Genomic DNA, 26,487 nt, shown 5'->3' on the forward strand with positions numbered 1-26,487 from the left:
TCCGACCGGAGTCCGGCGGCAGCGCGCTCAGGCGGCCCGCCGCTCCCGGTTCTGCTTACACGTCACGCAGGAGGTGGCGGACGGGTAGATCTCCAGCCGCTCCACAGGGATCGGCACCGTGCAGCCCTCGCAGAACCCGTACGTGCCCTCGTCGAGCCGGGTCAGGGCGTGCTCGAACTGGGCCCGACGGTCGAGGATCGTGCGCAGCAGCGACTGCGCGGTGTCCCGCTCGGCCGTCTTGGTGCCGCTGTCGGCCTGGTCGTCGCCGGCGGTGTCACCGACCTCCACCAGCCGCAGCACCTGGCTCTGGAGCATCGCCTGCTCGTACTCCGCGGAGAGCTCGTCGTAGCGTGCCCGCAGGGACGCCCGGATCTGATCGGCGTCCGCCTGGGATCGGGCGGTGGCTACCGTGTCGTGGACGAGCATCGCTGCCTGCCTTTCGTGTGGCCTGGTGCTCCGGGAGGATGTTCCCGGACCCCGCTTGCATCTGCACGAGCGAGATCACCCGCGCCCTGTGAGCCGGGCGATTACCCCCGCTGCCGGGCCGTCAAACCGGCGATTTTCCCGGCCCTGGGCGTGCGTCCCGACCTCCCGCCCCGGTGGGGCTTCGACCACCGTGTCCGGTACCCGCCGTCAGCCGGGAGACAGCGGCTCCACCAGGGCGGGGTGCCGGGGGTCGTCGACGCGGACCACCACGTCGGCGAAGCCGGCCGGGGCGACCTCCTCGGCGTACCGGGCGAAGGCCGGCAGGGTCCAGCGCAGCGCGGGGTCGGTGCGCCGGGCCAGCGCGGCCGGGGAGATCTCCAGGTGCACGGCGAGGTCGACGGGCAGCCCGCCGCCGAGCAGCAGCGCGCCGCTGAGCAGCACGATCCCGTCGGGCGGCAGCGTGACGTACCCGGCCCGGCTGGCCCGGTCGGCGTGGGCGTCCCAGAGCGAGGGCAGCACCCGCCCGGATCCGCCCGGCCCGGCCGGGTCGAGGACCTCCCGGCGCAGCCCCGGCTCGTCGACCCAGCTCTCGTAGTACGCGTCGGGGTTGGTCCGGCCGAACTCCAGCCGGACCGACGCGGGCCGCAGGAAGTCCTCGGCCCGCACGTGCAGCACCGGTCGGCCGAGCGCGCGCAGCGGGGCGATCAGCGCGTCGGCCAACACGTCGGGGGCCGCCGCCTGGGCGCCGTCCACGGCGACCCGGAGCCGGCCGGGCGCCTCGGCGGCGACGAGCCGTTCGGTCAACTCGGTGACGAGCCGCTCGGGGGAGATGGGTCGTACCCGCATCCGACCATGGTGCCCGGTCGCGTGACGCGCGGCCGGGCGGGCGGGTCAGGCGCTGCGGTCGATGGTGACCCGGGCGTCGTCGGCGAGCCGGTAGCCGACGCCGTAGACCGTGGTCACCAGCGGCACGTCGACCCCGACCTTGCCGCGCAGCCGGCGCACGTGCACGTCGACGGTGCGTACCCCGGCGTGCTCGTAGCCCCAGACCGCGTTGAGCAGTTGCAGCCGGGTGAACACGCGGCGCGGGTGGGCGACCAGGTGCAGCAGGAGGTCGAACTCCAGCCGGGTCAGGGGCAGCGGCTCGCCGTCGCGCAGCACCGACCGGGACGACGCCAGGATGTGCAGCGCCGGGACGGTCGAGGCCAGCGGGCGGGACGGCGACCGCCCGCCGGGTGCCTGGTCCGGCCGGCGCTCCGGCGCGGGGCTGGTGGAGACGACGGCCTCGCCCAGTTCGAGCATCTCCCGGGCCGCGTCGAGCAGCTGGCGGGCCGCCGGGGTCAGCGTCTCCTCGGCGGCCAGCGGGATGTGCAGGGTCACGGTGAGCACGGGCGTCGTGGTGTTCGCGGGGCGGCGCTGACCGCCGGGGGGACGACCGGGGACCACAGGCTGGGACGTATGCCATCCGGCGCGCGACGAGGCGGGGCTGACCGACATGGTCCTCCTTGGCTGGTCCGGGTGTATCCCACGGCCCGGGACGCCGCTGCCTCGATGCTTCCCGGCGCCCGGGTGAGGGTCAAGGGTCGGCTGCGTTGCATGGATGTGACAATTGACGAACACATCGGAGCCGGATGCTCGCTCTGCGTACGAGGTTTGATGATTACAGCAGAGTCATCACGATGACGGGATACGGGGGTACCCGCCGGGTCCACACCGCCGTTTCGGCGGCGGGGACGCCCGGCAGAACGTCGTCGCCGTCCGACACGCGGACGCGGCGCACCCCCGTGGCGGGCACGCCGCGGGCGCCCGTCACGGGACAGCGGGGACAGCGGACAGCGGGGACCCGGAGATCGGGGCGGCAGAGGCGGCTCAGCGGTGGGGGTCGACGCTGATCCGGGCCTCGTCGGCAAGCCGGTAGCCGACGCCGTAGACGGTGGTTACCAGGGGCGTGGTGTCGCCGAGCTTGGCGCGCAGCCGGCGCACGTGCACGTCCACGGTGCGCGCCACGGCGTGCTCGTAACCCCAGACGTTGCTGAGCAACTGGAGGCGGGTGAAGACCCGGCGGGGGTGCACGGCCAGGAAGTGCAGCAGGTCGAACTCGATGCGGGTCAGCGGGATCATCCGCGAGCCCTGCCGCACCACCCGGGACGCGGCCAGGATGCGTACCCCGTCCGGGTCCTCCGGCGGCGGGGGGACGGCGAAGGGCCGCGCCCCGGGCGACCCGCCGTCCGGGGCCAGCCCGGCCTGCGCGGGACGACCGCGCTCCACCTGGGCCCCCGGCTCCACCACCACCCGACGGTGTTCCGACGGGCCGGCCAGCAGGGTGCCCTCCCCCGACTCGGCCAGTTCCCGCAGCAGCTCGACGAGCCGGGCGAGTCGGGGCGTCAGCTGCCCGGGGGTGAGCTCGACGGTGACGGTCAGCGTCGGCGCGGACCGGAGTTGGGTCGGCGGGAGCCGGTCGGCCCGCCCCGTCGGGGCGCGATCGGGTCGGCCCTGCGGGGCGCGGTCGGCACGCCCCGACGGGTGGGGACGCGGGGAGATGGCGACGACGGACATGGTGCCTCCTGGGATGGCGATGCCGTCCGCCGCGCCCGGTGGGGCGCGGCGGTCAGAAGTGCGCTCGGCCGGCGGTAACCGGCGACGCGATGGACGGGGAACGGAGTGGGGGCGTGGGGCCGAGGGTGGGCAGACCGGCGATCCGCCAGGCGGCGAAGCCGCCGACCACGTCGGTGGCGCGGTGCAGCCCGATGTCCTGGAGCGCGGCGGCGGCGAGCGAGGAGGTGTAGCCCTCCTGGCAGAGGACCAACACCGGCAGGTCGTAGCCGACGGCCTGGGGCAGTCGCGCCGGACAGCGGGGGTCGAAGCGCCACTCCAGCACGTTGCGCTCGACCGCGAGAGAGCCGGGCACGGTGCCGTGCGCGGCGCGCTGCGCGGCCGGCCGGATGTCGACCAGCAGCGCGCCGCCGCGGTACGCCACGTGGGCCTGCTCCGGGTCGAGCCGGCACAGTCGGGACCGGGCCTCGGCGAGGATCTCGTCGATGCCCCGGGAGCCGGGGGGCGGCACGGGGGCGGGACAGTCCTGGGCGTGGTCGTGCGACATTTCTCGGTCCTTCCAGGGACGGCGGGCGGTCGTCCGCCCGATCGGGGTCAATCGGGATCTCACCAGGCGACGCCGGCCTCGGCGACCTCTGCCACCCGCAGCCGCCCGTCGACGAACCGGTAGCGGGTCATCCGGGTCAGCGCGGGCCGGTAGACGTGCACGCTGACCGCCGGTCGGTCGCCGCGGTTGGTCACCACGTGCACGTGCCGGGCGCCGAACCGTCGGCCGGATCCGGCCGCGAGGCGGTGGGGGCGCAGCCGGCCGCCGCTGACCGTCTCCTCGGTGAGGACACCGTCGACGACCAGGAACGCCCCGGAGGACCCGCCGTGGTCGTGCAGGTCGGTGCCCTGGCCGGGCAGCCAGCTCAGCGCCCACACCTCGTGGTCGGCGGCGACGGCGAGCCGGGCGTACCACCGCTCGTCGGGGTCGAAGTGCAGCGGGACCGGCCAGCCGGCCGGGTCGGCGGCGTACCGGGCGGCGACGGCGAGCAGGTCGGGCTCGGGACGACGGCTGGTGACCATGGTGGGACCTCACGGGGAATCGGTGACGCGTGCCCCGACAGCATAGGATGCAAACCCTATAGGTTTAGTAGGTAATACCGAATGCTGGGACAGCATTTCGCGCCGCGTCCGGCCCTCGCGGCGCCGGCTCGGCAAGCCATCAGGCCGCCCGCCGCCCCCGCCGCTAACCTGGACGGATGAGCGACGACCTGGACGCGGAGACCCTCGCCTTCGCCCACCGCATGTTCGACCTCGCCCGCGGTGGGGCCACCGAGGAGCTGCGTGCGAACGTCGACGCCGGACTGCCGGTCAACCTGACCAACGACAAGGGCGACACGCTGCTGATCCTGGCCGCGTACCACAACCACCCCGACACCGTGGCGGCCCTGCTGGCCCGCGGCGCCGACCACGCCCGGGTGAACGACCGGGGCCAGACCGCGCTGGCCGCCGCGGTGTTCCGGAGGAACCCCGACACGGTCCGCGCGCTGCTGACCGCCGGCGCCGATCCCGAGCACGGCGGCCCGTCCGCGCTGGACACCGCACGCTTCTTCGACCTGCCGGAGATGCTCGACCTGCTCACCGCCCGCTGACCCCGGGACGGTCCCGGGCGGGGTATACAGGGTCGGTGGAAGATCCCGTACCCGAACAGATGCGCACGGCCTGCGCCGCGCTGCTCGGCGCGCTCGACGAGGCGGGGCGGGCCCGCGCCGCGTACCCCTTCGACGATGCCGCCCGGCGACAGCTGGAGTACCGGCCCCGGCCGCGACCGGGGGTCTGCCTGGCCGACCTGGACCGCGCCGGCCGCAAGGCCGCACACCGGCTGCTGGCCACCGGGCTCAGCCCGGCGGCGTACGCGCAGGCGATGGCCGTCGTCGCGTTGGAGGAGGTGCTGGACCGGGCCGAGGGCTGGCGCCGCGGGCGGCACAGCGGCGACTACTGGGTGGCGGTCTTCGGCGACCCGGCCCGCGACGACCGATGGGCGTGGCGGTTCGAGGGGCACCACCTGTCGGTGAGCATGACCGTGGTCGACGACCAGGTCTCCCCCGCCCCGGTGTTCCTGGGCGCGAACCCGGCCACCGTCCGGCACGCCGGGCATCCGGTGTCCCGGCCGCTCGGCGTCGAGGAGGACCTGGCCCGCGCCCTGCTCGACGCGATCGGTCCGGCAGGACGGTCGGCCGCGATCGTCGCCGACGAGGCGCCCGCCGACATCATCAGCGCCACCCGACCGGACGCGCCGGGGGCGATCAACCCGCTCGGGGTGCCGGCCGACCGGCTCGGCCCCACCGGCCGGGCCATGCTCGACCAACTCGTCGCCGTGTACCTCGACCGGCTGCCGCCGGAACTCGCCGTGCGGGAGGCCGGCCGGCTCACCGACGGCCCGCTGCACTTCGCCTGGGCCGGCCCGACCCGGCCGGGCCAGCGCCACTACTACCGGGTGCAGGGCGACGACCTGCTGATCGAGTACGACAACACGAGCGACGACGGCAACCACGCGCACACCGTGCTGCGCCGCCCGGCCAGCGACTTCGGCGCGGACGTGCTCGCCGCGCACCACGCGGAGGCACACCGCTGAACGGATGACCGGGGCCCCGGCCCGAGGCCGCCGACCCCGCTCAGACGGTCAGCACGTGGCCCGACGGCACGCATGCCCGCCCCCACGGCGCCCGACGGCGCTCGATAGCTCGATGGCGCTTGGGCAACGAAGGCCGCAGTTGGTGACGGCGGTCGCGCGACCCGGCTGGGCGGGCGGACGGCGGGCGCGCAGGCAGGCGGGCGACGGGCCTGCAGGCGGGCAGGCGGGCCTGCGGGCGGGCGGCGGGCGGCGGGCGGCGGGCGGCGGGCGATCATCGTGGAGGGCCTCGTGGGCGGGGACGCCCAACAGTCCCTTTGGAGCTGCCCCGTCTGCGCTACCGGGTCGGCGGTAGCACGCACGGGGCAGCTCCATAGGGGCCAACGGAGACACTGGGCGGCCGGGCGGTGGCGGCACGATCGAGCATCGGCGGACAAGGAACAGTGGCAGGCCCGGGGTGTGACGGCACAACCGGGCGGTGGCAGTAGAACGGGCGATGACAGCAGGACTGGCGGTGCCGGGCGAACAGAAAAGGGCGGTGGGACGGACGGGGACGGGGCGGGGGAACTGTGACGGGGGCGGAGCGGAGGCGGGGAAACGGCGGGGGCGTCAGGCGGGCCGGACCGCCTCGATCAGGAACCGCCCGGCGTGGGCGACGAACGGGCCCTCGCGCTCGATCCGGTCGTGCAGGCGGGCGAGCTGCGGGCGGTACCGCGCGACGGTGAACCCTGGCACCGTCCAGACCACCTTGCGCAGAAAGTAGACCACTGCGGCGATGTCGTGGAACACCGTGCGCAAGGTCGCCTCGCGCAGGTCGACCACCGTCAGCCCCGCTGCCTCCGCGGCGGCCACGGCCTGCTCGGGCAACTGGCGCACGGGCGGGGGCAGCGGGCCGAGCAGTGCCTCGCTCAGCTCCCGTACGGTGCCGCCCCGGATCTGCTGGGACAGGAACGTCCCGCCCGGCCGCAGCACCCGGGCGACCTCGTCCCAGCGGGTGCTCACCGGGTGGCGGCTGACCACCAGGTCCAGCGTGGCGTCCCGCACCGGCAGCTCGCCGCTCCCGGCGACCCACAGGACCGTCGCGCCGACCGGGCCCAACGTGTGCCGGGCCACCTCGACGTTGGGCGGCCACGCCTCGGTGGCCAGCAGCACCCGGGGCGGGTGCGGCACCTCGGCGAGCACCTCGCCGCCGCCGGTGTCCACGTCCAGCGCCGCGTCGGCCCGCGCCATCCGGTCGGCGACCAGCCGGGCGTAGCCCCAGGGCGGCCGCTCCTCGGAGGCGCGGTCGTTCAGCCAGGAGAAGTCCCAGCCCCGCACGGGCACGGCCGCGCCCTCGGCCAGCAGTTGCTCGAAGCTCCCTCGCCCGCTCATCCGGCCAGCCTGGCCGCCGCCGGACGATGGAGCAACCCGATTCGCCCCGGCCGCCACCCGACGACACCACCCGCCAACACCCGCCGGCGGTGGACGGCCGGCGGGGCTCAGGCGCGGGGGCGGGCGATCTCCACGGTCGGGCCGGCCACTCCGCCCAACGCGTCGAGGGTGTCCGCCTCGGCGCGGGATGACTCGAACTGGCGCATCAGGCGGGCACCGAGCCACACGCCGACCCCGCCCACGCCGAGCGCGACCAGTTCGGCGGCGAGCATCGCGCCGGTCGCGCCGCGCTGCGGCGAGTGCGACCGGATCAGGCAGGTCAGCAGGAACAACGCGGCCATCATGACGTTGACCAGGTTGAACGTAATCTTGGTGCGGTGGGTCCGGCCGCCGGTGGCGTCCCACAGGTCGACCATGCCGGCCACGGTGGACAGTCCTGCGGCGACCAGCGCGGCGACCGACGTCCAGTAGCCGACCTCCCCGAGGAACGCCGGGCCCCCGGCCACGTCGGCCAGGTCGAAGACCGTGGCGCTGACGAAGAGCCCGAACGGGAACGTCACCAGCATCGGTTGGATCGGGTGCCCGTGCACTCGCAGCCGGCTCTCCATCGTGGTCTCCCCTGGTCGTCTCAGCTCACCGGTTCCAGGGTGCTACCCCCGGACTGCGGAAGGGAAACGACGGGCCGACCGGGGCGGGACGCACATCGGACACCGTGGGGCCTGCTGACCGCCGTCGAGCGGACCGGGGGTGGGTCAGTTCTCCCGGGGGCGGGAGACCGTGGTCACGAGGCGCTCGGCGACCTCCCGTACCGGGATGCCCAGTGACAGCGCGGCGCTGCGCAGCACCTGGAGCGCCTCCGGGGCGGAGCAGCCCCGCTGGGTCATGATCACTCCGGTCGCCTGCCCGACCACCCCGTCGGCGAGTTGCGCGGCGTCCAGCGCGTCGGCCTGGGCGGCCCGCCGCTCCCGGTCCCGCACCGCCGCCAGCAGCAGCCCGGCGTGCTCGGCGAGCAGCATCGCGGTGAGCTGGTGCCGGGTGGTCAGCACCGCGGACGCCGAGGCGTACAGGTTGATCGCGCCGATGACCTGCTCGTCGACGTCGACGGGAGCGGAGATCACCCCGCGTACCCCGAGGTCGCGGGCCTGGGCCGTCCAGGCCGGCCAGCGGGACTCCCGGACCAGGTCCTCCGAGAGGATCATCTCGCGGCGGTGGATGGCGCTCATCGCCGGCGAGTCGGGGCCGGGGCGCAGGTCGTCCAGGCCGGCCAGGGCCGGGTCGGAGGCGGCCACCCCCGCCGGCTCCCCGGCCCGCAGGGCGGTGAAGCCGCACCAGGTGACCCCGGCGACGGCGGCGCGGGCGATCCGGACCAGGCGGGTCAGCGCCTCGTCGAAATCGGTCACGACGATGAGACCGGCGGTCAGCTCCCGCAGCAGCGCCGCGGTCTCCAGGACGCTCAGGGTCTGGGTGTCGGGTGCCTGCGTCTCCAGGTTCACCGGGCCCCCGCCCCCAGCGCGGGGCCGGCCGGTGACCGGCGCCGCGCGCCGATCTTCGGCTGTGTCATCGTCTGCTCTCTCCCGATTGAGTCCGGCCCGGGCTACTACCCTCACCGACCCGGGTCGAAACGGCCGAAAGGCGGCCCGCTTTCCTGGTCAAAACCGGAATCGAGGCCGGATCACCGCAGCCGGGACGGCTCCCCCGAGCGGGGGAGCCGTCCCGACGGCGGTCAGCGCGGGGCGGAGCTGAGCCGCCGGCCCACCGAGGCGATGAGCCGGTCCAGCTCCGAGCCGAACGGGTTGTCGTGGACGAGGTACGTCCAGGTGGCGCTGGGGCGGACCAGGGTCGACTCGTCCGGCTGCCAGTCGTCGTCGAAATCGGTCTCGGTGAAGGTGTCGATGGTGCGGGTCTCGATCTCCGGGACCAGCGCGTTGAACGCCGGCACCGCCGCCCGGTGGAACTCGTCGAGCGGATCGAGCCGGCCCAGGGCGCGCAGGTGCACGCCCTCCCGCACCTCCGACAGCTCGGCCAGGTGCTCGGCCCACAGCCGGTCGAGGTGGTAGAGGGCGATCGACCGGGCCACCCGGGCGAGCAGGTCCTCGTCCATCTCCTCGGCCTTCTCCGGCACCCGCTCCAGCAGCATCAGCGCGGCGATGTCGCTGGTCAGCAGGCGCTCCCGCCGCTCGGCGAGGGCCTTACGCTGCTGCTCGATGACCACGCTGTAGCGCCAGGTGTTGCGGTGGATCTCGTGGTTGACGCCCTCGGCCACCCGCTGGGCGTGCTCCACCGCGTAGTCGACCTGCGGGTCGGTGACCAGGCCGTCGGCGTTCATCCGGGGCGAGGCCGGCACGGCGTCGCCGGCGTGCCGGGCCACCAGGTCGTCCTCAAGGCTGACGCAGAAGACCGAGCCGCCCGGGTCGCCCTGCCGGCCGGCCCGGCCGCGCAGCTGATCGTCGACGCGGCGGCTGTCGTGCCGGCCGCCGCCGATCACGTAGAGGCCGCCCAGCTCGGCCACGCGGTCCCGGTCGGCCTGGTCGCTGCCGCCGAGCCGGATGTCGACGCCCCGGCCGGCCATCTGGGTGGAGACGGTGACCGCGCCGTACGCGCCGGCCTCGGCGATGATCGCCGCCTCCTCGTCGTCGTTCTTGGCGTTGAGCACCACGCAGGCCACCCCGGCGGCGTTCAGCCCGGCGGCGAGCTGCTCGGACTCCTTGACGTCGAGGGTGCCGACCAGCACCGGCCGGCCCTTGTCGTGGCAGCGCTTGATCTCGTCGACCAGCGCCTCCTCCTTCTCGGCCCGGGTGGCGTAGATCCGGTCCGGCTCGTCCTCGCGGATGCAGGGGGTGTTCGGCGGGATCACCGCCACCTCCAGGCCGAAGAACTCGCGCAGCTGGTCGCCGACCAGCACCGCCGTGGCGGTCATGCCGCACAGCTTCGGGTAGAGCGCGATGTACGCCTGCACGGCGATGGTGCCCAGCACCTCGCCCTCGGCGGTGGCGTCCAGGCCCTCCTTCGCCTCGACCGCCGCCTGGAGGCCGTCGGGCCAGCGGCGGCGCTGCGCCACCCGGCCGCGCATCTCGTCGATCAGCTCCACCGAGCCGTCCCGGACGATGTAGTCGACGTCGCGGTGCAGCAGAGCGTGTGCGTGCAGCGCCACGTTGACCGCGGAGAGCTGCCCGACGTGCTCGGAGTCGTACAGGTCGATGCCGCCCAGCTTGGCCTCGACGGCGGCCAGGCCGACGGAGGTGAAGGCGACGCTGCGGCCGTCCTCGGCCACCGTGTAGTGCCTGCCCTTGCGCAGGCCGCGGATCAACGCCGCGGCGGTGTGCACCGGGTCCTGCTCTCCGCCGACCGCGCCCGCGAGGACCATCGGCACCCGGGCCTCGTCGATCAGGATCGAGTCGGCCTCGTCGACGATGGCCGTGGCCAGCGGCGGCTGGACCCGGTCGTCGATGTCGGTGACGAGCTGGTCCCGCAGGTAGTCGAAGCCTGCCTCGCTGACCGAGACGTAGGTGACGTCGCAGGCGTACGCGTCGCGCCGCTCCTGCGGGGTGGACGCCTCGTTGACCCAGCCGACGGTCAGCCCGAGCAGGGCGTAGACCGGCTCCATCCACTGGGCGTCGCGGCGGGCCAGGTAGTCGTTGACGGTGAGCACGTGCACCGGGCCGTTGCCGAGCCGGACGTGCCCGTACGCGGCGATCGTGGCGGTGAGGGTCTTGCCCTCACCGGTGGCCATCTCGGCGACCTTGCCGGAGAGCAGAGCCATCGCGCCGAGCAGCTGCACGTCGTACGGCCGCTGGTCAAGCCCTCGCCGGGCGGCCTCCCGGCCGACGGCGCAGATCTCCTCGTAACCGGTGGCGACGCCGGCAGCCTCGGTGAGATCGGCGTCGGTCAGCGCCGACAGCTCCTCCTCGCGGGCCTCGATGGCCGGCAGCAGCTTCTCCAGCGGGCCCAGATCGACCGTGGTGCCGGGCCGCTGGAGGAACCGCCGGAACCTGCTCTTGAACCGTTGCGACACACCCATGAGCCGCAACGGTACGCGACCCGGGCCGGCTTTCGTGGCCCGGCCGGGCCGCGGCGGGGTGAGGCACCCGCCACGGCCCGCCACGATCAGCCGGCCAGCACCACCTGAAGCTCCTGGCGGCGTCGCTCCGCCAGGTCGGTGAGCAGCGAAGGTGCCTGTTCGAACGGCACCACCGCCGACACCAGGTGCTTGCGGATCGCGTCGCCGTACGCCCGCAGCAGCTCGATCGTCTCGGCCGAGAGCCGCTCCCGGTCCCAGGTCGGGGCGAGCCCGCGCGGCACCCGCCCGATCTGGGCGCAGCGCAGCGACAGCCCGTTGTGGTGGAACTCCTCGCCGAGCCGCACGGCCTCCGCGCCGCCCTGGTAGAAGGCCAGGTCGACCACGGTGCCCTGGGGGCGCAGCAGGCGCAGCGCGAGCTGCAACGCCCACGCCTGCCCCCGGCACTGGAAGACGACGTCCGCGCCCCGGTCCCCCGCGGCGTGGTTCCACCGGGTCTTGAGCACCACGGCCGGGTCGTCGGCGTCCGGGTCGAGGGTCTCCAGGCCGAGCGCCTCGGCGACCGCCCGGCGCTGCGGGGTCGGGTCGAGCACCACCACCGACGCCGCGCCGTGCCGCTTGGCGAACAGGGCGGTGAGCAGGGCAACCACCCCGCTGCCGACCACCGCGACCCGGCGCCCGCGCACCCCGTCGCCGAGCGACCGGACGTCGGTGCCGCAGAGGTCGGCGGCGGCGTGCAGCACCCCGTTGGCGCAGATCGGGCCCATGTGCGCGACGTACACGCCGAGCAGCGGGTCGAGGTCGTCGGGCAGCGGGACGAACCGCTCCGCGACCGGGTCGGCGACGTACCCGGTGCGGTGGCCGTAGGTCATCGCACCGACGGTGCCCACGGCGACCGCCGGGGTTCGGCTCTCCACCACCCGCCCCACCTGCATGTAGCCCAGCCGGTCGACCGGGTACGGGGTGCTGGCCTCCCCGGGCTGGAACAGCCCGAGGCCGGCGTTCCAGGTGACGCTGAGGTACGGGTTGGTGCCCTTGACGAAGCTCAGTTCGGTGCCGGCGGACACCCCGCTGTACAGCGTCTCCACCCGGAACGTGCCGTCCCGCAGCTCACCGGCGTCCTGTTCGACCAGCTCGACCTTTCCGGGGCCGCTGACCACCACCACCCGGTCACGCATCGACGCCCACCCCCGCCGGGGCCGCCGCGGTGGCCGTCCGGGGCGTCGTGGCCGGGCCGGTGGGCAGCGCCACCGGCCGGCCGGTGGCCGCCGACTCGGCGACCGCGATGGCCAGTCGCTGGGTGCCGAGCGCCTCCGCGTACGGGACCCGGACGTCGTCGCCGACGCCGCGTACCGCGTCGACGAAGGCCCGGTCGACGGCGGTCCGCGCGCCGTCGGGGTCGGCGGGCAGGTGCCGCTCGCCGTCGGCGTCGCGGATCGTCAGGCCGTCCTCGGCCAGCGACAGGGCCAGCCCGTCGGCGAGGATCTCCAGCCCGGCGCGGTGCTTCCAGCCGAGCACGCAGGCGGCGGCGAGGGTGCCCACCGCCCCGTCGGCGAAGCGCAGGGCGGCCGTGGTCACCGAGTCGATGTCGGCCCCGTCGACCGGTGGCGGGGTGCCGTCGCCGTACGCGGTGACCTCGGCGACCTCGCCGACCAGCGCGCGCATGAGGTCCAGCACGTGCGCGGCCTGCTCGACCACCGGGCCGCCGGAGCGATCCCGGCGGGCCCACCAGTCCACCGGCGGCACCTTGTCCAGCCAGGCCCCGCTGACCATCCGCACCGGCCGGCCGGCGAGCAACTCGCGGGCCTCGTCCACCACGTGCAGGTACCGCCAGTGGTGGCCGACCCCGGTGAGCAGCCCGCGCCGGGCCACCAGGTCGGCGATCCGCTCGGCGGTGTCCAGGTCCACCGAGACGGGTTTCTCCACGAACATCGGCACCCCGGCGGCGACGATCGCCTCCTCCACCGGGCCGTGCGCGAACGGCGGCACGCAGACGTACACCGCGTCCGGGCCGGCCGCGAGCAGCTCGTCCACGTCGGCGAACGTCGCGGCGCCGTGCGCGTCGGCCAATTCGGCCGCCGCGCTGCGCGTCACGTCGGTCACGCCGAGAATCTCCACGTCCTCGAAGCCGCCCAACACCCGGGCATGGCGCTGCGCCACCCCGCCGGCCCCGATCAGTCCCACCCGGCACACGCGCATCGACAAACCCTCTCACCACGGTTTCACGTATTCGTAGAGCACTCCCCCCGTAGCTGGGCAACCAAACGTTCACCGCTGTGACCAGCCCGGCGCGCGGCCCGTGATCAAGCTGTTAGGGATGATTCGGTTAGCGCGCGGGTGGTTCTGGGAAAACACCACATTGCGTTTCCGCAGCGAACTTGGGGGGTGTGTCTGTGCGGGATACTGAATCGAGCGTCTCACCGGTGGTGGAGGCGTGGGCGACATACCGGACCACCTCGGCGAGCGAGTGGACGCCGCAGCGCCTGATGCGCGCCAAGGGCGACAGCCGGGTCAGCGTGGTGCTGCCGGCGCACAACGAGGAGACGACGGTCGGCGCGATCGTGTCGACCATCCGGGAGCACCTGATGGACCGGGTGGCCCTGGTCGACGAGCTGATCGTGGTCGACTCCCGGTCGACCGACCGGACCGCGCAGGTGGCCCGGGCGGCCGGCGCGGAGGTGGTCGGCCAGGACGAGATGACCCTGGGCCTGCCCCGGCTGACCGGCAAGGGTGACGCGCTCTGGGCGGGCCTGGCCGCCGCCGAGGGGGACATTGTCGCGTTCGTCGACGCCGACCTGCGCGAGTTCCGCCCGCACTTCGTCACGGGCCTGCTCGGCCCGCTGCTGACCGACCCGTCGGTGGAGTTCGTCAAGGGCTTCTACCACCGGCCGCTGGTCGGCGCGACCAGCGTGGAGGCCGACGGTGGGGGCCGGGTCACCGAGCTGATGGCCCGACCGCTGCTCAACCTGTTCTGGCCGGAGCTGGCCGGCTTCGTCCAGCCCCTCGCCGGCGAGTACGCCGGCCGGCGCGACGTACTGGAGCGGGTGCCGTTCGTCTCCGGGTACGGGGTCGAGACGGCGATGCTGATCGACCTGCTGGACCTCGTCGGGTTGGACGCGCTGGCCCAGGTGGACCTGGGCGAGCGCAAGCACCGCCACCAGGACACGGCGGCACTGGGCCGGATGTCGGCACAGATCATGCTGACCGCGTGGTCCCGGTTGCAGCGACGCGGCTGGGCCAGCCCGGACACCGCGCCGGTGGCCCTGCTCACCCAGTTCCGTCGGGGCGGTTCCGACGCGCTGCCCAACCTGGAGCGGGAGATCGTGGTCAGCGACGTCTCGGTCGAGGAGCGGCCCCCGTTGGCGGAGTTGCGCCACCGGCTGCCACGTCGACGGGTGGCGGCGTGAGGGTGCGCCCTCGGGGCGGCCGTGCCGCTCGGGGCGGCATGGCGTGACCACGCCCGCCGCGGGGCACGTAGATGACACACAGCGGGCGGCCGACGGGGGCCCCGCCGAGGGAAGGAACCCAGCATGAGCCTGACCGTCCTGATGAACGCCGGGCCGTGGCTGTCCGTGCCGCCGCCCGGCTACGGGGGCATCGAGAACATCATCGCCACCCTGGTGCCGGAGCTGCGCAGGCTCGGCGTACGGGTGGTCCTCGCCTCCGTCGACAGCAGCACCCTGCCGGTGGACGAGAAGATCTCCGTCTTCCCCGACGGCCAGTTCGGGGCCCTCCAGCGGCCGTACAACCAGGTCTGCGGCATCGCCCAGGCGCACCTGGGCGGGGTCGTGCGGGCGCTGCACGCCCGCGACGACATCGACCTGGTCCACGACCACGTGGAGGCGGTCGGCCTGGCGACCCTCGCCGCGATGGGCCCGGACGCCCCGCCGGCGCTGCACACCCTGCACTGGGATTTGGCCAAGCATCCGGCCCTCTACGGCAACCTCGACGGCGGCGACCGGATCCGGGTCAACGGGGTGTCCGCCGCACAGCTCGCCCGCGCCCCCCGGGCGCTACGCGACCACTCGGTCGGCCATGTGCACCTGTCCACCCCGCTCGCGGTCGACGCGGACCGGCGTCCCCGGCCGGACAAGGGCGACTACCTGATCGTCCTGGGCCGGATCAACCCCGGCAAGGGCCAGGACGTCGCCGCCCGACTCGCCCAGCGCGTCGGCGTGCCGCTGGTGCTCGCCGGCCCGGTCGGGCCGTACCACCGGCCGGAGGATCTGGCCGCGGCCGGCGACGAGGCCCGGCAGAACCCGGACGTGCGGTTCTTCTACGACGAGGTGGCCCCGCACGTCGACGGCGACCTGGTCCGTTGGGTCGGCACGGTCGCCGGGCAGGAGCGCGACGACCTGTTGGCCGGCGCCCGCGCCTCGCTGTTCCCGCTGCGCTGGGAGGAGCCCGGCGGCACGGCGGTCGTCGAGTCGCTGGCCCTGGGCACCCCTGTGGTGGCGACCGCCCGCGGCTGCCTGCCGGAGCTGATCGAGCACGGCCGCACCGGCCTGCTCACCACCGACGAGGACGAGCTGGCCGACCTGGTCCTGGCCGCGGGCGCGCTGGACGCCGACGAGTGCCGGCGGGAGGCCGCGACGCGGTTCACCCCGGCGGTCATGGCGCAGCGCTACGTCGGGCTGTACGAGCAGGTCCGCCGGGGCGCCACCGCACGCCGCCTGCAACCCGCCTGACATCGGTGGCGAGGCCCCTGCCGGGTACACGGGACGGCAGGGGCCTCGCGCATCTCCCGGCCCGGCGGCCGGTTTGCGGACGACGGCAGCGGGAACGCGCGCCGCGAGACTTCCCTACCCGGTGAGGAGATCGCGGTGACCGGTCCGATGGCCCACTCGCGGGCCCGACGTAACCCTGCCGACGGCCGCGCCCTCGTGCGTCGTGTCGCGGCCGCCGTCGGCGTGGTGTTCCTGGTGATCGGGGTGCTCGGATTCATCCCCGGGGTCACCACGTACTACAGCGACCTGCGTTTCGCCGGGCACGACTCGGAGGCGAAACTGTTCGGGCTGTTCCAGGTGTCGGTCCTGCACAACATCGTGCACCTGCTGTTCGGGGTCGCGGGCCTGGCGCTGGCGCGCACGGTCTCCGGGGCGCGCACGTTCCTCGTCGGCGGCGGGGCCATCTACCTCGTGCTGTGGCTGTACGGACTGGTGGTCGACCACTCCAGCGGGGCCAACTTCATCCCCGTCAACGGTGCCGACAACTGGCTGCACCTGTTCCTCGGCGTCGGGATGATCGCGCTGGGCGTGCTCACCACCCGCCGCCCGAGTCGCCACTGACGGGGGCCGGCCCCGTTTCACCCCGTCCCGTGCCGGGTATCTGCGATCAACCCCGACACGGATGAAGGCGAGGACCGCGCATGTCGAGCCGGATCACCTGCGAGGTCCGCGACGAGTCGCCGGTGACCGTCGTACGGGTCAGCGGTGCGCTCGACCTGGGCACCATGCGCCCGGTGCACCACGTCCTGGACCGGTGCCTCGCCGACCAGCCCGACGCGCTGGTCGTCGACCTCGGCGCCGTCGACGTGCGCGACCGGTTGGCGCTGTCGGTGTTCGCCGCCGCCGCCCGGAGGGCAGCCGACTGGCCGGCCGTGCCGTTCGTGCTCTGTTCCGCGCCGCCCGACGCCCTGAACTGGCTGGCTGAGTCGACCGTGGGCCGGGTGGTGCCGGTGCGGCGGGACTGCGCCGAGGCCACCCGGACGGCGGGGGCCGCTGCCGCGCCCCGGCTGCGCGCCCGGCTGGAGCCGGTCGCGGGGGCCTGCCGGCGCGCCCGGGAGCTGGTCGCCGACGCCTGCGGGCGGTGGAACCTGCCGGAGCTGGTCGGCCCCGCCTCGGTGGTGCTCAGCGAACTGGTCGGCAACGTCGTTCGACACGCCGGCACCCCGATGCAGGTGACGCTCACGCTGCGCCGGTCGTATCTACAGGTCGCCGTGGCCGACGGCAGCAGTGGGGCCATCCGCCCGAGCCCGGGCACCGACCTGCGCGCCGAGGGCGGCCGGGGGCTGCTGCTGGTCCGCGAACTGGCCCAGCGGTGGGGCAGCTCGCCGGTCGGCGACGGCAAGGTCGTCTGGGCGATGCTGCCCGCCACCTGAGCCCCCTCACCCCGAATTGACCGAAATTACCGCTCTCACCTGGTTACATGATGGGTGGGCCGGGTAGGCACGCCCGTCCTTTTCTGTCGTGACGACGGGGTGAGGAAGCATGCCCAAGCGGGTAACCACGGAACCCGGACGAGACCGAGGCCCCGCGATCCTCGCGCCGGCCCGCTTCGGTGGCTACCCCGGCCCGCTGCGGCCGGCGCTGCCCGGGGGCAAGCTGGTCAAGCTGCTCGGCACGACGGATGCCAAGCAGATCGGCCTGCTGTACCTGATCACCTCGTTCGTCTTCTTCCTCATCGGCGGGGTGCTGGCGCTGCTGGTCCGGGCCGAACTGGCCCGGCCCGAGATGCAGTTCCTCTCCCCCGAGCAGTACAACCAAGCGTTCACCATGCACGGCACGATCATGCTGCTGCTGTTCGCGACGCCCCTGGTGTTCGCGTTCGGCAACTACATCGTCCCGTTGCAGATCGGCGCCCCGGACGTGGCCTTCCCCCGGCTCAACGCCTTCGCCTACTGGCTGTACCTGTTCGGCGGGACCATGGTGGTCGCCGGGTTCTTCACCCCGAACGGGGCCGCTGACTTCGGCTGGACCGCCTACACCCCACTGAGCCAGCAGCAGCACTCCCCCGGCGTCGGCGGGAACCTGTGGGTCGTCGGCCTGGTCGTCTCCGGCCTCGGCACCATCCTCGGCGCGGTCAACCTGATCACCACCACGCTGACGCTGCGCGCCCCCGGCATGACCATGTTCCGGATGCCGATCTTCACCTGGAACCTGCTGCTCACCAGCGTGCTGGTGATCCTGGTCTTCCCGCTGCTGGCCGCCACGCTGTTGGCGCTCGCCGCCGACCGGCTGCTCGACGCGCACGTGTTCGACCCGGCCACCGCCGGGCCGATGCTGTGGCAGCACCTCTTCTGGTTCTTCGGCCATCCCGAGGTGTACATCATCGCGCTGCCGTTCTTCGGCATCATCACCGAGATCATCCCGGTGTTCGCCCGCAAGCCGATCTTCGGCTACACGGGACTGGTGCTGGCCACCATCGCGATCACGGTGTTGTCGATGACGGTCTGGGCGCACCACATGTTCGCCACCGGTCAGGTGCTGCTGCCGTTCTTCAGCATCCTCAGCTATCTGATCGCGGTGCCCACCGGGGTGAAGTTCTTCAACTGGATCGGCACCCTGTGGAAGGGCCAGCTCACCTTCGAGACGCCGATGCTGTTCGCCATCGGCTTCCTGGTCACCTTCCTGCTCGGCGGGCTCACCGGGGTGCTGCTGGCCAGCCCGCCCGCCGACTTCCAGGTCACCGACACGTACTTCGTGGTGGCGCACTTCCACTACGTGATGTTCGGCACCATCGTCTTCGCCGCGTTCGGCGGGGTGTACTTCTGGTTCCCGAAGATGACCGGCCGGCTGCTCGACGAGCGGCTCGGTAAGATCCACTTCTGGACCATGTTCCTCGGCTTTCACGCCACCTTCCTGGTGCAGCACTGGCTGGGCGGCGAGGGCATGGCTCGCCGGTACGCCGACTACCTGCCCGGCGACGGCTTCACCACCCTGAACACGATCTCCACGGTGGGGTCGTTCGTCCTCGGCGCGTCCACGCTGTTCTTCATGTACAACGTGTGGAAGTCCTGGCGGTTCGGGGCGATGGTGACGGTGGACGACCCCTGGGGCTTCGGCAACTCCCTCGAATGGGCGACCACCTGCCCGCCCCCGCTGCGCAACTTCGACCGGATGCCGCGGATCCGCTCCGAGCGCCCCGCGTTCGACCTCAAGTACGGCCACCTGGTCGCCGACCTCGGCCGGGACCTGCCGCAGCGCGCCACGAAGCCGCCGCAGAGCTTCGCCGAGGAGCTGCACCCCGCGCGGCACGTGCCGGAGTCCCCGTCGGGTGAGGGCGCGCACGGCGCCCGGAAGGCCGTCGAGTACCGGCCGGCGCCGCAATCGGGGGCGCGGCCGGTGGACGTGCCGGAGCCGGAGGAGATCCGCCGGCCCAGCTTCGAGCAGACCGACGCGCCGGAGACCGAGCCGCCGGACGCGGAGCGGGCCCCGCAGGAGAACGAGCGGTGGCGCCACCCGCACAGCCGGGACGACACCCCGGAGCGCTGAGCCCCGAGCGACGCGCGGCGGGGGCGAACCGGGTGACCGGTTCGCCCCCGCCGCGCCCTGCGGTTCAGTCTCGGGGCGGCTGCGGGGCGGCCACCCGGTCGCCGTTGTGCCGCACCGGGATCCGCGCCTTGCCCGCCTCGGACTCGGCCGCGCCGTTCTGCCACGGCGACGCGGCGTCGGCGAGCATCGCCTGCCGCAGCCAGGTCAGCGCCCGCGACAGCAGGCGGGACACGTGCATCTGGGAGATGCCGAACCGGGCGGCGATCTCGGCCTGGGTCTGGTTGCCGTAGAAGCGCATCGCCAGGATGCGCCGCTCCCGCCAGGGCAGCCGGTGCAGCAGCCCGCTGACGGTGACCCGGTCGTCGACCGACTCCAACGCGTTGTCGCTCTCGCCGACCAGGTCGCCGAACTCGGCCGAGCTCTCCCCGCCGACCGGCGCGTTGAGCGAGGCCGGGCTGTACCCGGCGGCGGACTCCAGGGCCGCCAGGATCTCCTCCTGCGGGGTCTCCAGCCGCTCGGCCAGCTCCGCCACCGACGGGGCCCGGGACAACTCGCTGGTCAGCGCCGCGGTGGCCTGGCCGACCTCCAGGATCAGGTCGCGCAGCCGGCGGGGCACGTGCACGCCCCAGGTCCGGTCCCGGAAGTGCCGCTTGATCTCGCCGACGATGGTGATCGCCGCGTACGCGGTGAACGAGCCGCGCTCCGGGTCGTACCGGTCGACGGCGTTGACCAGTCCGAGCCGGGCCACCTGCTCCAGATCCTCCAACGGCTCACCCCGCCCCCGGTACCGACGGGCGAGCCGGCCGGCGAACGGCAGCGCGAAGCGGACCAGATCGTCGCGCGCCTCCTGCCGCCGCTCGGGGGGCAGGCCCTCGATCCGCGCCGCGTACGCCAGTGCCGCCGCGTCGAGGTCCTCCAGACCCCGGTCGGTGGGTGGTGGTGTGGTCGTGGTGGTCTGTCCGAACATCCGCGCCTCCCTCAGGAAGGTCCCCGCCTGATCGGGAAAGCCGGTCGCGTACGTGGTCTAGCCACGCACCCGGGCCGGAAGTGGTCACCTGACGTGAATCGTCGAGGAGCGTCTACCACGGGCTGCGCGGCGTGTCCGGGCCGTCGCAGCCAGCGGTGTTCCCGCTCCGTAGGTACTCAATCACGGCGGCCCGGGGTCGCGAGGATGTTTCGGCCGGCTGGTGCCGCCGGCCTCAGCGTGGCTGCGCGGCGGGCGGTTCGGCACCGGCCGGGCGGCACTCCACGCCCGGCGGATCGGGTCAGCAGACCACCAGTCCCTGCTGGCCGGTCCCGTCACTCAGCGCCTCGACGGCGGTCGCGATGGGCAGCGGCGGCGGGACCGGCAGGTCGTACGGCTGGGCCCGCAGCACCTCGGTGGCGCGGCGGGTGGGTACCACCGTGACCGGGTAGCCCCGGGCCGCGGTGCGGTCCAGGGCCCGCCGGCGGCGGCCGAAGGCGGCCACGGCCAGCCACTGCGGCAGCCCGGCCAGGGCCGGCGAGCGCATCCCCGGCGACTCCGGCAGCACGTCCACCGAGCTGAACGGCTCGCTGCCGGCCAGCCACCACTCCACCGCGTCGACGGCGCGCCGGGTGGCGTTCTCGCACCAGTACGGCACCAGCCCGGCCCGCAGCACCTGCCACGGGTCGAGCAGCCGCCCGCACTCGACGACCAGCCGGTCGCCGGTCTTGCCGGCCCGCCGCAGCCACGCCCGGTACAGGTCGGCGACCGCGGCGCTGAGCGACTCCGCCCGGTGGAACAGCACCCGGTGCAGCCGGTGCCCGCGCCGCCCGGCCCACGCCCGAACGGCGAGCTCGAACCCGGGCTCCACGCCGTGCTCGGCGTAGCCCTGCGGGGCGTGGAACTCCGGCGGCTCCCAGTGGGAGCCCTCGCCACCGACGGAACGGAGCACCTGGCGCAGCGCGTGCGATTCCGGGTGGAAGTCCACCGGTTCCAGCCCGCTGGCCGGGGAACCGGCTTGGAAGCTGTGCCCCAGCCCGAGGTCGTGCACCGGCCAGGTCCGGGCGTCGCGCAACAGCAGCAGCGGGGCTCCGGGCTCGACCCGGTCGGCCAGGAACCGGGCGTACGCCGCCGGCAGGCGCTGCCAGCGCACGGCGAGCGAGACGGTCGCCCCGGCGAGGGCGCCCCGGCTGGCCGGGCAGTGCACCTGCCGCACGTGCACGTCGGGGTTGCCGGCGACCAGCCGGGCGGCGAGCGCCGCGCCGTGATCGAGGGCGGCTCCGGGGCGGTCCACCGCCCCCCGGGTCCAGTGCACCGTCGTCTCGAACGCGGCCGGCAGCCAGGGCACGCCCAGGGCCACCGCCAGGTGAGCCGCCGCGCCGTGCGGGGAGCCCAGCACCACGCCCGGGTAGCGGCGGCGCGGGTACTGGTCGACGATCCACCGCGCCACCCGGGCGGCGTCGACCTCGGCGGCCTGGTCGGGGGTGAGCGCGACCCGGCCGGCGGCCCGGGCGGCGGCGGCCCGGCGCACCGGCTCGGGCGCGCCGGTGAACCGGGACAGCGCGCCCGGCTGGCCCATGTCGGCGCAGTCCTGCCCGCGCAGGGCCCGGGCCGCGGCGGCGACCAGGACGCGTCCGGTGCTGCCGACCGCCACCACCCGGTCCCCCGCCAGTCCGGCCCCGTCCGCCGTGAGTCCCCCACGCACCGGATGCGCAGGTCCCAGCCCGCTTCGCTCGTTCGCCACGCGGCCCGGCTTCCCGTCCCGATGGGGTCTAAACGGGGCCTCCGCCACCCGCCGGGGGCATTCCCCGGTGTACGGGCACTTGCGCCCTGCGGTCCCCGGCGTACCGGCTGGGCGGGGGCGTCCGACGCCGCGCCGGATGGCCCGCGCAGGCCGGGCCGGGCGGGTTTCGACGCGCCCCAGACGGGCACGGTGCGGCATGGCTACCGACGACGACGCCCCGGCGGCGACCATCACCCCGTACGAGGACGGTCCGTTGCTGGTCCGCGGCGACTTCGCCCTGGTCACCCCCGAGGGCCGGACCATCGACGCGCGCCGGGGCACGGTGGCGCTGTGCCGGTGCGGCAGGTCGGCGCTCAAGCCGTTCTGCGACGGCACGCACAAGGCGGTGCGGTTCCGCGCCGGCACCGACCGGGAGGGCTGACCGCCCGGCATGAGGCGGCTCCGGGTCACGCGGGGGCCTCCGGGGTGAGGCGGCTCCGGGGCGAACGCAGGCGGTCAGGCGGCGGTGACCGGCGCCGGGCGGGTCACCGGCCGCAGTGAGCTCTCCCCCCGGGCCCAGGCGTCCAGCACGTGCCCCGCGAAGAGGCCGTCGACCGCCAGCGCCGCCGCCGCGCCGAAGATCAGGTCGGGTACGAGCGCCGGTTCGGCCCGGGCCAGCCCGCCGCACAGGTCGTGCGCGGCGATCTGCTCGTGCACGGCGTCGGCCTCGACGTGCTCGTCGTAGAACCGGGTGGCCGCCTCGTCCAGGCCGAGCCGGCGCAGGCCGTTGCCGTAGCGGCGGTTCGGCAGCGAGGAGGTCATCTCGAACGCCGCCAGGTGGCCCAGCAGCGCGCCGCGCAGCCGGCGGTGCAACCCGAACAGGGACATCAGGTTGTTGGTGGCCAGGGTGACCGCCGGGACCCGGTCCAGGTGGGCGGCGTAGCCGGTGTCCAGGCCGAGCCGGTCCATGGTGCGCCGGAACAGCTCGGCGTGCATCCGGTCCAGCCGGCCGTTGCCGTACTCGTCCATCTGGATCTCGACGAGCGCGGCCTTGGCCGGCCCGCCGAGGCGGGGCAGTCCCCAGCTGTGCGGGTCCGCCTCCCGCAGGTGGTAGACGGAACGGTGCGTGACGAACTCGCGGAACTGCTCCAGCGTCGCCCGGTGCTGCACCGTCACGGCCAGCGCCGGGCCGTCGTCGGCGGCCACCAGCTCGGCCAGCGCCCGCGGCACGTCGGCGGGCGGCACCGCACGCGGCGGGCCGGCCAGCCGGCGCAGGGCCGCCTCGAAGACCCGCTCGGCCCGGGCCCGCAGGGCCAGCAGGCCCGGCTGCCACTCCCAGTGCTCGGCCACCCCCGCCCAGCCTCGGTAGTGCAGCTCGTAGCAGAGGAAGAGGGTCAGCTGGAGGTCCTCGTCGACGAGCGGGCCGGGGCCACCATCGTCCGGGGCGAACCGGGCGCCGAGGCCCGCCGGCGGGTCGTGCGGCGGCCGGCGCAGCGCCGCCACCAGCGCGGCGGAGACCGGGCCGCGGGCCCGGGGCAGGGGCGCGGGACCGTAACGACGGTCGGCGGGCTCGGGCATGGCTCTCCTCGCGGATGACGACCTACCCGGCGGGTGCCCCGGCCCGGCGGGACTAAACGAGGTCGTCGGCCTCGACGACGACCCGGGTGTCGAGCATCCGCTCCCGGACCAGCCGGGCCGCGTCGCCGTCGGCGAACACGCCCCGCAGGTCGGCCAGGGCCGGCTCCGGCGGGCGCAGCGACACGGTGGGGTCGACCACGGCCTCCAGCACGCTGGGCCGGTCCGCGGCGAGGGCCTCGTCCCACGCAGCCCCGACCAGTTCCGGGCGGTCCACCCGGACGCCGTGCAGGCCGAGCAGCCGGGCCCACCCGGCGTACGGCACGTCGGGCCGGCGGGCGGACGCCCCGGCGGGTGACCGGTCGCCGCCCGTGCCCGAGTGGCCGCGGTTGTTGAGCACCAGCACCACCAGCCGGGGATCGGGCCACTCCCGCCAGTGCCGGGCGACGGTGATCAGCTCGGCCAGCCCGTTGAGCTGCATCGCGTCGTCCCCGGCCAGCGCGATCACCGGCCGGTCCGGGCGGGCCAGCTTCGCCGCCACCGCGTAGGGCAGGGCGCAGCCCGTCGAGCCAAGGGTTCCGCAGAGCTGGGCGGTCACCCCGGGCCGCAGCTCCAGGTGCCGGGCGTACCAGTAGATGACCGAACCGACGTCGACGGCGATCGCGGCCGGGCGGGGCATCCTGACGGAGAGCTGGTGCAGCACCAGCTGCGGATTGACCGGCTCGCCGGGCTCACCGGCCCGGGCCGCCGCCTCCTCCCGCCACCGGTCCACCGAGCTCTCCACCGTCCGGCGCCAGTCCCGCCGGGCCTGGTCGGGCACCCGGTCGAGCACCCGGTCGAGCAGCGCGCGCAGCGTCTCACCGGCGTCGCCGACCAGCGGCACGTCCACCGGGTGGCGGGTGCCGATCCGGCGGCCGTCGATGTCGATCTGGATCGTGCGGGCCTGCCCGGGCAGCGGGTAGTAGTCGGTCCACGGGTCGGTGGTGCCGACCATCAGCAGGGTGTCGCAGCCGCCCATGAGCTGGGCGGCCGCGGTGCTGCCGACCTCGCCGAGCACCCCGGTGTGGAAGGGCAGCCGCCCGTCCAGCACCGGTTTGCCGAGCAGGCTGGTCGCCACCCCGGCGTTGAGCCGGTCGGCCAGCGTCACGATCTCGTCGGCCGCGCCGTGCGCGCCCTGACCGACCAGGATCGCCAGCCGACCGCCGGCGCCGAGCAGGGACGCGGCGGCGGCCAGGTCGGCGTCGTGCGGGAGCACCCGGGCCAGCGGCTCCCCCGGGGTCGCCGACGTCACCCCGGCGGCCTGCGGCAGCAGATCGGGCGCCACGGCCGTCTGCACCTCCCGGGGCAGCACCACGCAGGTGGGGCTGCGGGTCGCGGCGGCGGTGCGGAACGCCTGGTCCAGCGCGCCGGGAACCTGCTCGGGCGCGCGCCCGTAGCGGACGAACTGGTTGCAGACGTCGCCGAAGAGCCGGCTCAGCCCGATCTCCTCGTGGGCGCCGCCGAGCGGGCCGGTGATGTCCTCCCCGACGATCGCCACCATCGGCTTGCTGTCCAGCTTGGCGTCGTACAGGCCGTTGAGCAGGTGGACGGCGCTGGGCCCCTGGGTGGCCAGGCAGACGCCGATCTCGCCGGTGAACTTGGCGTGCCCGCTGGCCATGAAGGCGGCGGTCTCCTCGTGCCGGGCGGGGACGAACTCCGGGTCCCCGCCCGAGCGGTCCAGGGCCGCGACGACCGGGGCGATGGCCTCGCCCGGGCAGCCGAAGACGCGCGGCACCCGCCAGGCCCGCAGCCGCTCCACCACCAGGTCGGCCCCCGTACGCTCAGCCATTTCCCCGCCCGGGGGTGGCGGGGTCGGTGTAGCGCAGCACCGCGCCCACCCCGTCGGTCAGCTCGGGCGCCTCGTCGGGGGCCAGCACGGTCAGCTCGGCGGCGGTGCCGACCAGCGCCCGGACCAGGGCCGCGTCGGCGCGCACCCGATGCGGGTCGGGCACCGACATGGCGGTGAGCTGCCCCGGGTCGGTGGAGATGTCGGTCGGGTCCGGGCCGATCCACAGCTCCTCTGTGGAGGACGGGTCGTCCACGATCAGCATGGTGTCGACCTGGTTGCGTTGCAGCGCCGACACGACCGCGTCGAGGCCCGCCCCGACGTCCTCCTGCATGCCGAAGCGGTCCAGTGTGGCGGTGATCCGCTGGTCGGCCACCTCGGCGATGGTCTGCACGGTGATGTCGTCCATCAGCGCCGGGTCCGCCCCGCCGTGCCGCGACCCGGCGTCGGTGCGCACCACCACGTCCTGCCAGCGGGAGGGAAGCTGGGCGGCGATCATGCCGGTGGCCCGCACGTCACCGGCGACCACCAGCACGTCCGCGCCGACCTTCTCGGCCAGCTCCACGGTGGCCGCCGCCGCGTCGCCGGCGTTGTGGTGCCACGCCTCCATGGCGGCCCGTTGGTAGCGGGACTGCGACCAACCGCCCGGGTTGACCCGGCGCAGCTGGAATTCCTCCCGGCCGGTGACGTGGGCGCGACGGGGCACCCCGCCCGCGCTGACCGCCACGGCATCGGCACCGGTCCGGTCGGCCAACACCCGCACCCAGGCGATCTGTTCGCCGCGCTGGGCGAGCAGCGGCATGGTGTGCGGCAGCTCCGAGACCGCCGCCAGGTCCCGCAGCGGTGGCGCGGACAGGTACTCGCTGAGCACCACCCGGCCCCGGGTCGCGAACACGGCGATGCCGTAGTCCCCGGGCATCGGGGTGTGGCCACGGACCACCCGCTCGACGGCGTCCACGGTCGGCGCGTCGGCGCCCTGCTCAAGCAGTTCGCCCTTGAGGGCCCGCCAGCGCAGGTCGAGCGCCGGCCGGGCGTCCTCGGTGTCCCGGGAGGCGTCCAGATATACCGAACACCACGGCCCGGGACGGTCGTAGAGCGGGCGCAGGAAGGACAGCTGCATGCTCGACCCCTTTCCAGCTCGGCCCCCCGCTTACCCGCGCCGGTGGCCTTGTCACCTGACCGCGCCACGAACGTGACTCGCGTTC

At 74.6% G+C, this 26,487-nt stretch carries 24 protein-coding genes and 1 pseudogene; 8 read left to right on the top strand and 17 right to left on the bottom strand.

All coding sequences use genetic code 11. The features are described from left to right. Positions 1 to 27: 27 nt before the first annotated feature. From ACFYZF_RS10930 to ACFYZF_RS10955, 6 genes are all read right to left on the bottom strand, one after another. Positions 28 to 426, bottom strand: coding sequence for a TraR/DksA family transcriptional regulator (locus tag ACFYZF_RS10930; protein WP_387018239.1), 399 nt, complete (start codon positions 424 to 426; stop codon positions 28 to 30). Positions 427 to 633: 207 nt separating this feature from the next. Beyond that, a complete protein-coding gene (locus ACFYZF_RS10935) occupies positions 634 to 1,272 on the bottom strand; it encodes a uridine kinase (RefSeq protein WP_387018241.1) in 639 nt (212 codons plus the stop codon). A gap of 45 nt (positions 1,273 to 1,317) precedes the next feature. Next, entirely contained in the window at positions 1,318 to 1,923 is a 606-nt protein-coding gene (locus tag ACFYZF_RS10940; protein ID WP_387018244.1) for a winged helix-turn-helix domain-containing protein, read from the bottom strand. 372 nt (positions 1,924 to 2,295) lie between these two features. Then, complete coding sequence (locus ACFYZF_RS10945) at positions 2,296 to 2,982, bottom strand: winged helix-turn-helix domain-containing protein (RefSeq protein ID WP_387018247.1); 687 nt, start codon at positions 2,980 to 2,982, stop codon at positions 2,296 to 2,298. Positions 2,983 to 3,034: 52 nt separating this feature from the next. Further along, entirely contained in the window at positions 3,035 to 3,526 is a 492-nt protein-coding gene (locus tag ACFYZF_RS10950; protein ID WP_387018250.1) for a rhodanese-like domain-containing protein, read from the bottom strand. 59 nt (positions 3,527 to 3,585) lie between these two features. Then, positions 3,586 to 4,047, bottom strand: coding sequence for a cysteine dioxygenase (locus tag ACFYZF_RS10955; protein WP_387018253.1), 462 nt, complete (start codon positions 4,045 to 4,047; stop codon positions 3,586 to 3,588). A 176-nt stretch (positions 4,048 to 4,223) separates the two neighbouring features. Here ACFYZF_RS10955 and ACFYZF_RS10960 point away from each other — a divergent pair, with 176 nt between their 5' ends. Further along, positions 4,224 to 4,616: an ankyrin repeat domain-containing protein gene (locus ACFYZF_RS10960; protein WP_387018255.1), complete on the top strand. Its 393-nt coding sequence runs from the start codon at positions 4,224 to 4,226 to the stop codon at positions 4,614 to 4,616. Between the two features lie 59 nt (positions 4,617 to 4,675). Beyond that, entirely contained in the window at positions 4,676 to 5,599 is a 924-nt protein-coding gene (locus ACFYZF_RS10965; protein ID WP_387018427.1) for a DUF3500 domain-containing protein, read from the top strand. A gap of 606 nt (positions 5,600 to 6,205) precedes the next feature. Here ACFYZF_RS10965 and ACFYZF_RS10970 read toward each other — a convergent pair. From ACFYZF_RS10970 to ACFYZF_RS10995, 6 genes are all read right to left on the bottom strand, one after another. Continuing rightward, entirely contained in the window at positions 6,206 to 6,967 is a 762-nt protein-coding gene (locus ACFYZF_RS10970) for a methyltransferase domain-containing protein (RefSeq protein WP_387018257.1), read from the bottom strand. 107 nt (positions 6,968 to 7,074) lie between these two features. Further along, positions 7,075 to 7,575: a DUF2231 domain-containing protein gene (locus ACFYZF_RS10975; RefSeq protein ID WP_387018259.1), complete on the bottom strand. Its 501-nt coding sequence runs from the start codon at positions 7,573 to 7,575 to the stop codon at positions 7,075 to 7,077. A gap of 144 nt (positions 7,576 to 7,719) precedes the next feature. Further along, positions 7,720 to 8,460 (bottom strand): ANTAR domain-containing protein, encoded by a 741-nt coding sequence (locus tag ACFYZF_RS10980; RefSeq protein ID WP_387018262.1) that lies wholly within the window; start codon positions 8,458 to 8,460, stop codon positions 7,720 to 7,722. A gap of 230 nt (positions 8,461 to 8,690) precedes the next feature. Then, positions 8,691 to 10,985, bottom strand: coding sequence for an accessory Sec system translocase SecA2 (secA2, locus tag ACFYZF_RS10985; RefSeq protein ID WP_387018265.1), 2,295 nt, complete (start codon positions 10,983 to 10,985; stop codon positions 8,691 to 8,693). An 86-nt stretch (positions 10,986 to 11,071) separates the two neighbouring features. Further along, complete coding sequence (locus tag ACFYZF_RS10990) at positions 11,072 to 12,160, bottom strand: zinc-binding dehydrogenase (RefSeq protein ID WP_387018268.1); 1,089 nt, start codon at positions 12,158 to 12,160, stop codon at positions 11,072 to 11,074. Then, the gene (locus ACFYZF_RS10995; protein WP_387018270.1) at positions 12,153 to 13,181 is read right to left on the bottom strand and encodes a Gfo/Idh/MocA family protein; all 1,029 of its coding nucleotides are present in this window, start codon (positions 13,179 to 13,181) and stop codon (positions 12,153 to 12,155) included. Before ACFYZF_RS10995 ends, ACFYZF_RS10990 begins: the two co-directional genes overlap by 8 nt. Before the next feature lie 227 nt (positions 13,182 to 13,408). Between ACFYZF_RS10995 and ACFYZF_RS11000 the strand changes: the two genes are divergently transcribed. The 5 genes from ACFYZF_RS11000 (at position 13,409) to ctaD (ending at position 19,195) form a co-directional block, all read left to right on the top strand. Next, positions 13,409 to 14,389 (top strand): glucosyl-3-phosphoglycerate synthase, encoded by a 981-nt coding sequence (locus ACFYZF_RS11000; protein WP_387018429.1) that lies wholly within the window; start codon positions 13,409 to 13,411, stop codon positions 14,387 to 14,389. Positions 14,390 to 14,512: 123 nt separating this feature from the next. Next, a complete protein-coding gene (locus ACFYZF_RS11005; protein ID WP_387018273.1) occupies positions 14,513 to 15,670 on the top strand; it encodes a glycosyltransferase in 1,158 nt (385 codons plus the stop codon). 147 nt (positions 15,671 to 15,817) lie between these two features. Further along, a complete protein-coding gene (locus tag ACFYZF_RS11010) occupies positions 15,818 to 16,270 on the top strand; it encodes a DUF4383 domain-containing protein (RefSeq protein WP_387018431.1) in 453 nt (150 codons plus the stop codon). Positions 16,271 to 16,350: 80 nt separating this feature from the next. Then, positions 16,351 to 17,082, top strand: a complete 732-nt coding sequence (locus tag ACFYZF_RS11015) for an ATP-binding protein (RefSeq protein ID WP_387018276.1) — start codon at positions 16,351 to 16,353, stop codon at positions 17,080 to 17,082. 109 nt (positions 17,083 to 17,191) lie between these two features. Beyond that, positions 17,192 to 19,195: a cytochrome c oxidase subunit I gene (gene ctaD / locus ACFYZF_RS11020; RefSeq protein WP_387018279.1), complete on the top strand. Its 2,004-nt coding sequence runs from the start codon at positions 17,192 to 17,194 to the stop codon at positions 19,193 to 19,195. Between the two features lie 91 nt (positions 19,196 to 19,286). On the opposite strand, the pseudogene ACFYZF_RS11025 reads toward ctaD, so the two are convergent. Next, positions 19,287 to 20,162: pseudogene (locus ACFYZF_RS11025) on the bottom strand (SigB/SigF/SigG family RNA polymerase sigma factor); the annotation flags it as partial. A gap of 298 nt (positions 20,163 to 20,460) precedes the next feature. Continuing rightward, entirely contained in the window at positions 20,461 to 21,864 is a 1,404-nt protein-coding gene (locus tag ACFYZF_RS11030) for a hypothetical protein (protein ID WP_387018281.1), read from the bottom strand. Between the two features lie 235 nt (positions 21,865 to 22,099). Between ACFYZF_RS11030 and ACFYZF_RS11035 the strand changes: the two genes are divergently transcribed. Next, on the top strand, positions 22,100 to 22,324 hold the full coding sequence (locus ACFYZF_RS11035; RefSeq protein ID WP_387018284.1) for a CDGSH iron-sulfur domain-containing protein: 225 nt from the start codon (positions 22,100 to 22,102) through the stop codon (positions 22,322 to 22,324). Positions 22,325 to 22,398: 74 nt separating this feature from the next. On the opposite strand, the gene ACFYZF_RS11040 is transcribed toward ACFYZF_RS11035, so the two are convergent. Genes ACFYZF_RS11040 through ACFYZF_RS11050 form a run of 3 tightly spaced genes read right to left on the bottom strand, consistent with a single transcriptional unit; the run spans position 22,399 to position 26,402 of the window. Continuing rightward, on the bottom strand, positions 22,399 to 23,460 hold the full coding sequence (locus ACFYZF_RS11040; protein WP_387018287.1) for an iron-containing redox enzyme family protein: 1,062 nt from the start codon (positions 23,458 to 23,460) through the stop codon (positions 22,399 to 22,401). Positions 23,461 to 23,512: 52 nt separating this feature from the next. Further along, positions 23,513 to 25,285, bottom strand: a complete 1,773-nt coding sequence (locus ACFYZF_RS11045; protein WP_387018289.1) for a thiamine pyrophosphate-binding protein — start codon at positions 25,283 to 25,285, stop codon at positions 23,513 to 23,515. Further along, the gene (locus tag ACFYZF_RS11050) at positions 25,278 to 26,402 is read right to left on the bottom strand and encodes a Vms1/Ankzf1 family peptidyl-tRNA hydrolase (RefSeq protein ID WP_387018292.1); all 1,125 of its coding nucleotides are present in this window, start codon (positions 26,400 to 26,402) and stop codon (positions 25,278 to 25,280) included. The genes ACFYZF_RS11045 and ACFYZF_RS11050 overlap by 8 nt, the downstream gene beginning before the upstream one ends. Between the last annotated feature and the right edge of the window lie 85 nt (positions 26,403 to 26,487).

It is taken from the genome of Micromonospora sp. NPDC001898 (assembly GCF_042891255.1).
Taxonomy (GTDB): domain Bacteria; phylum Actinomycetota; class Actinomycetes; order Mycobacteriales; family Micromonosporaceae; genus Micromonospora.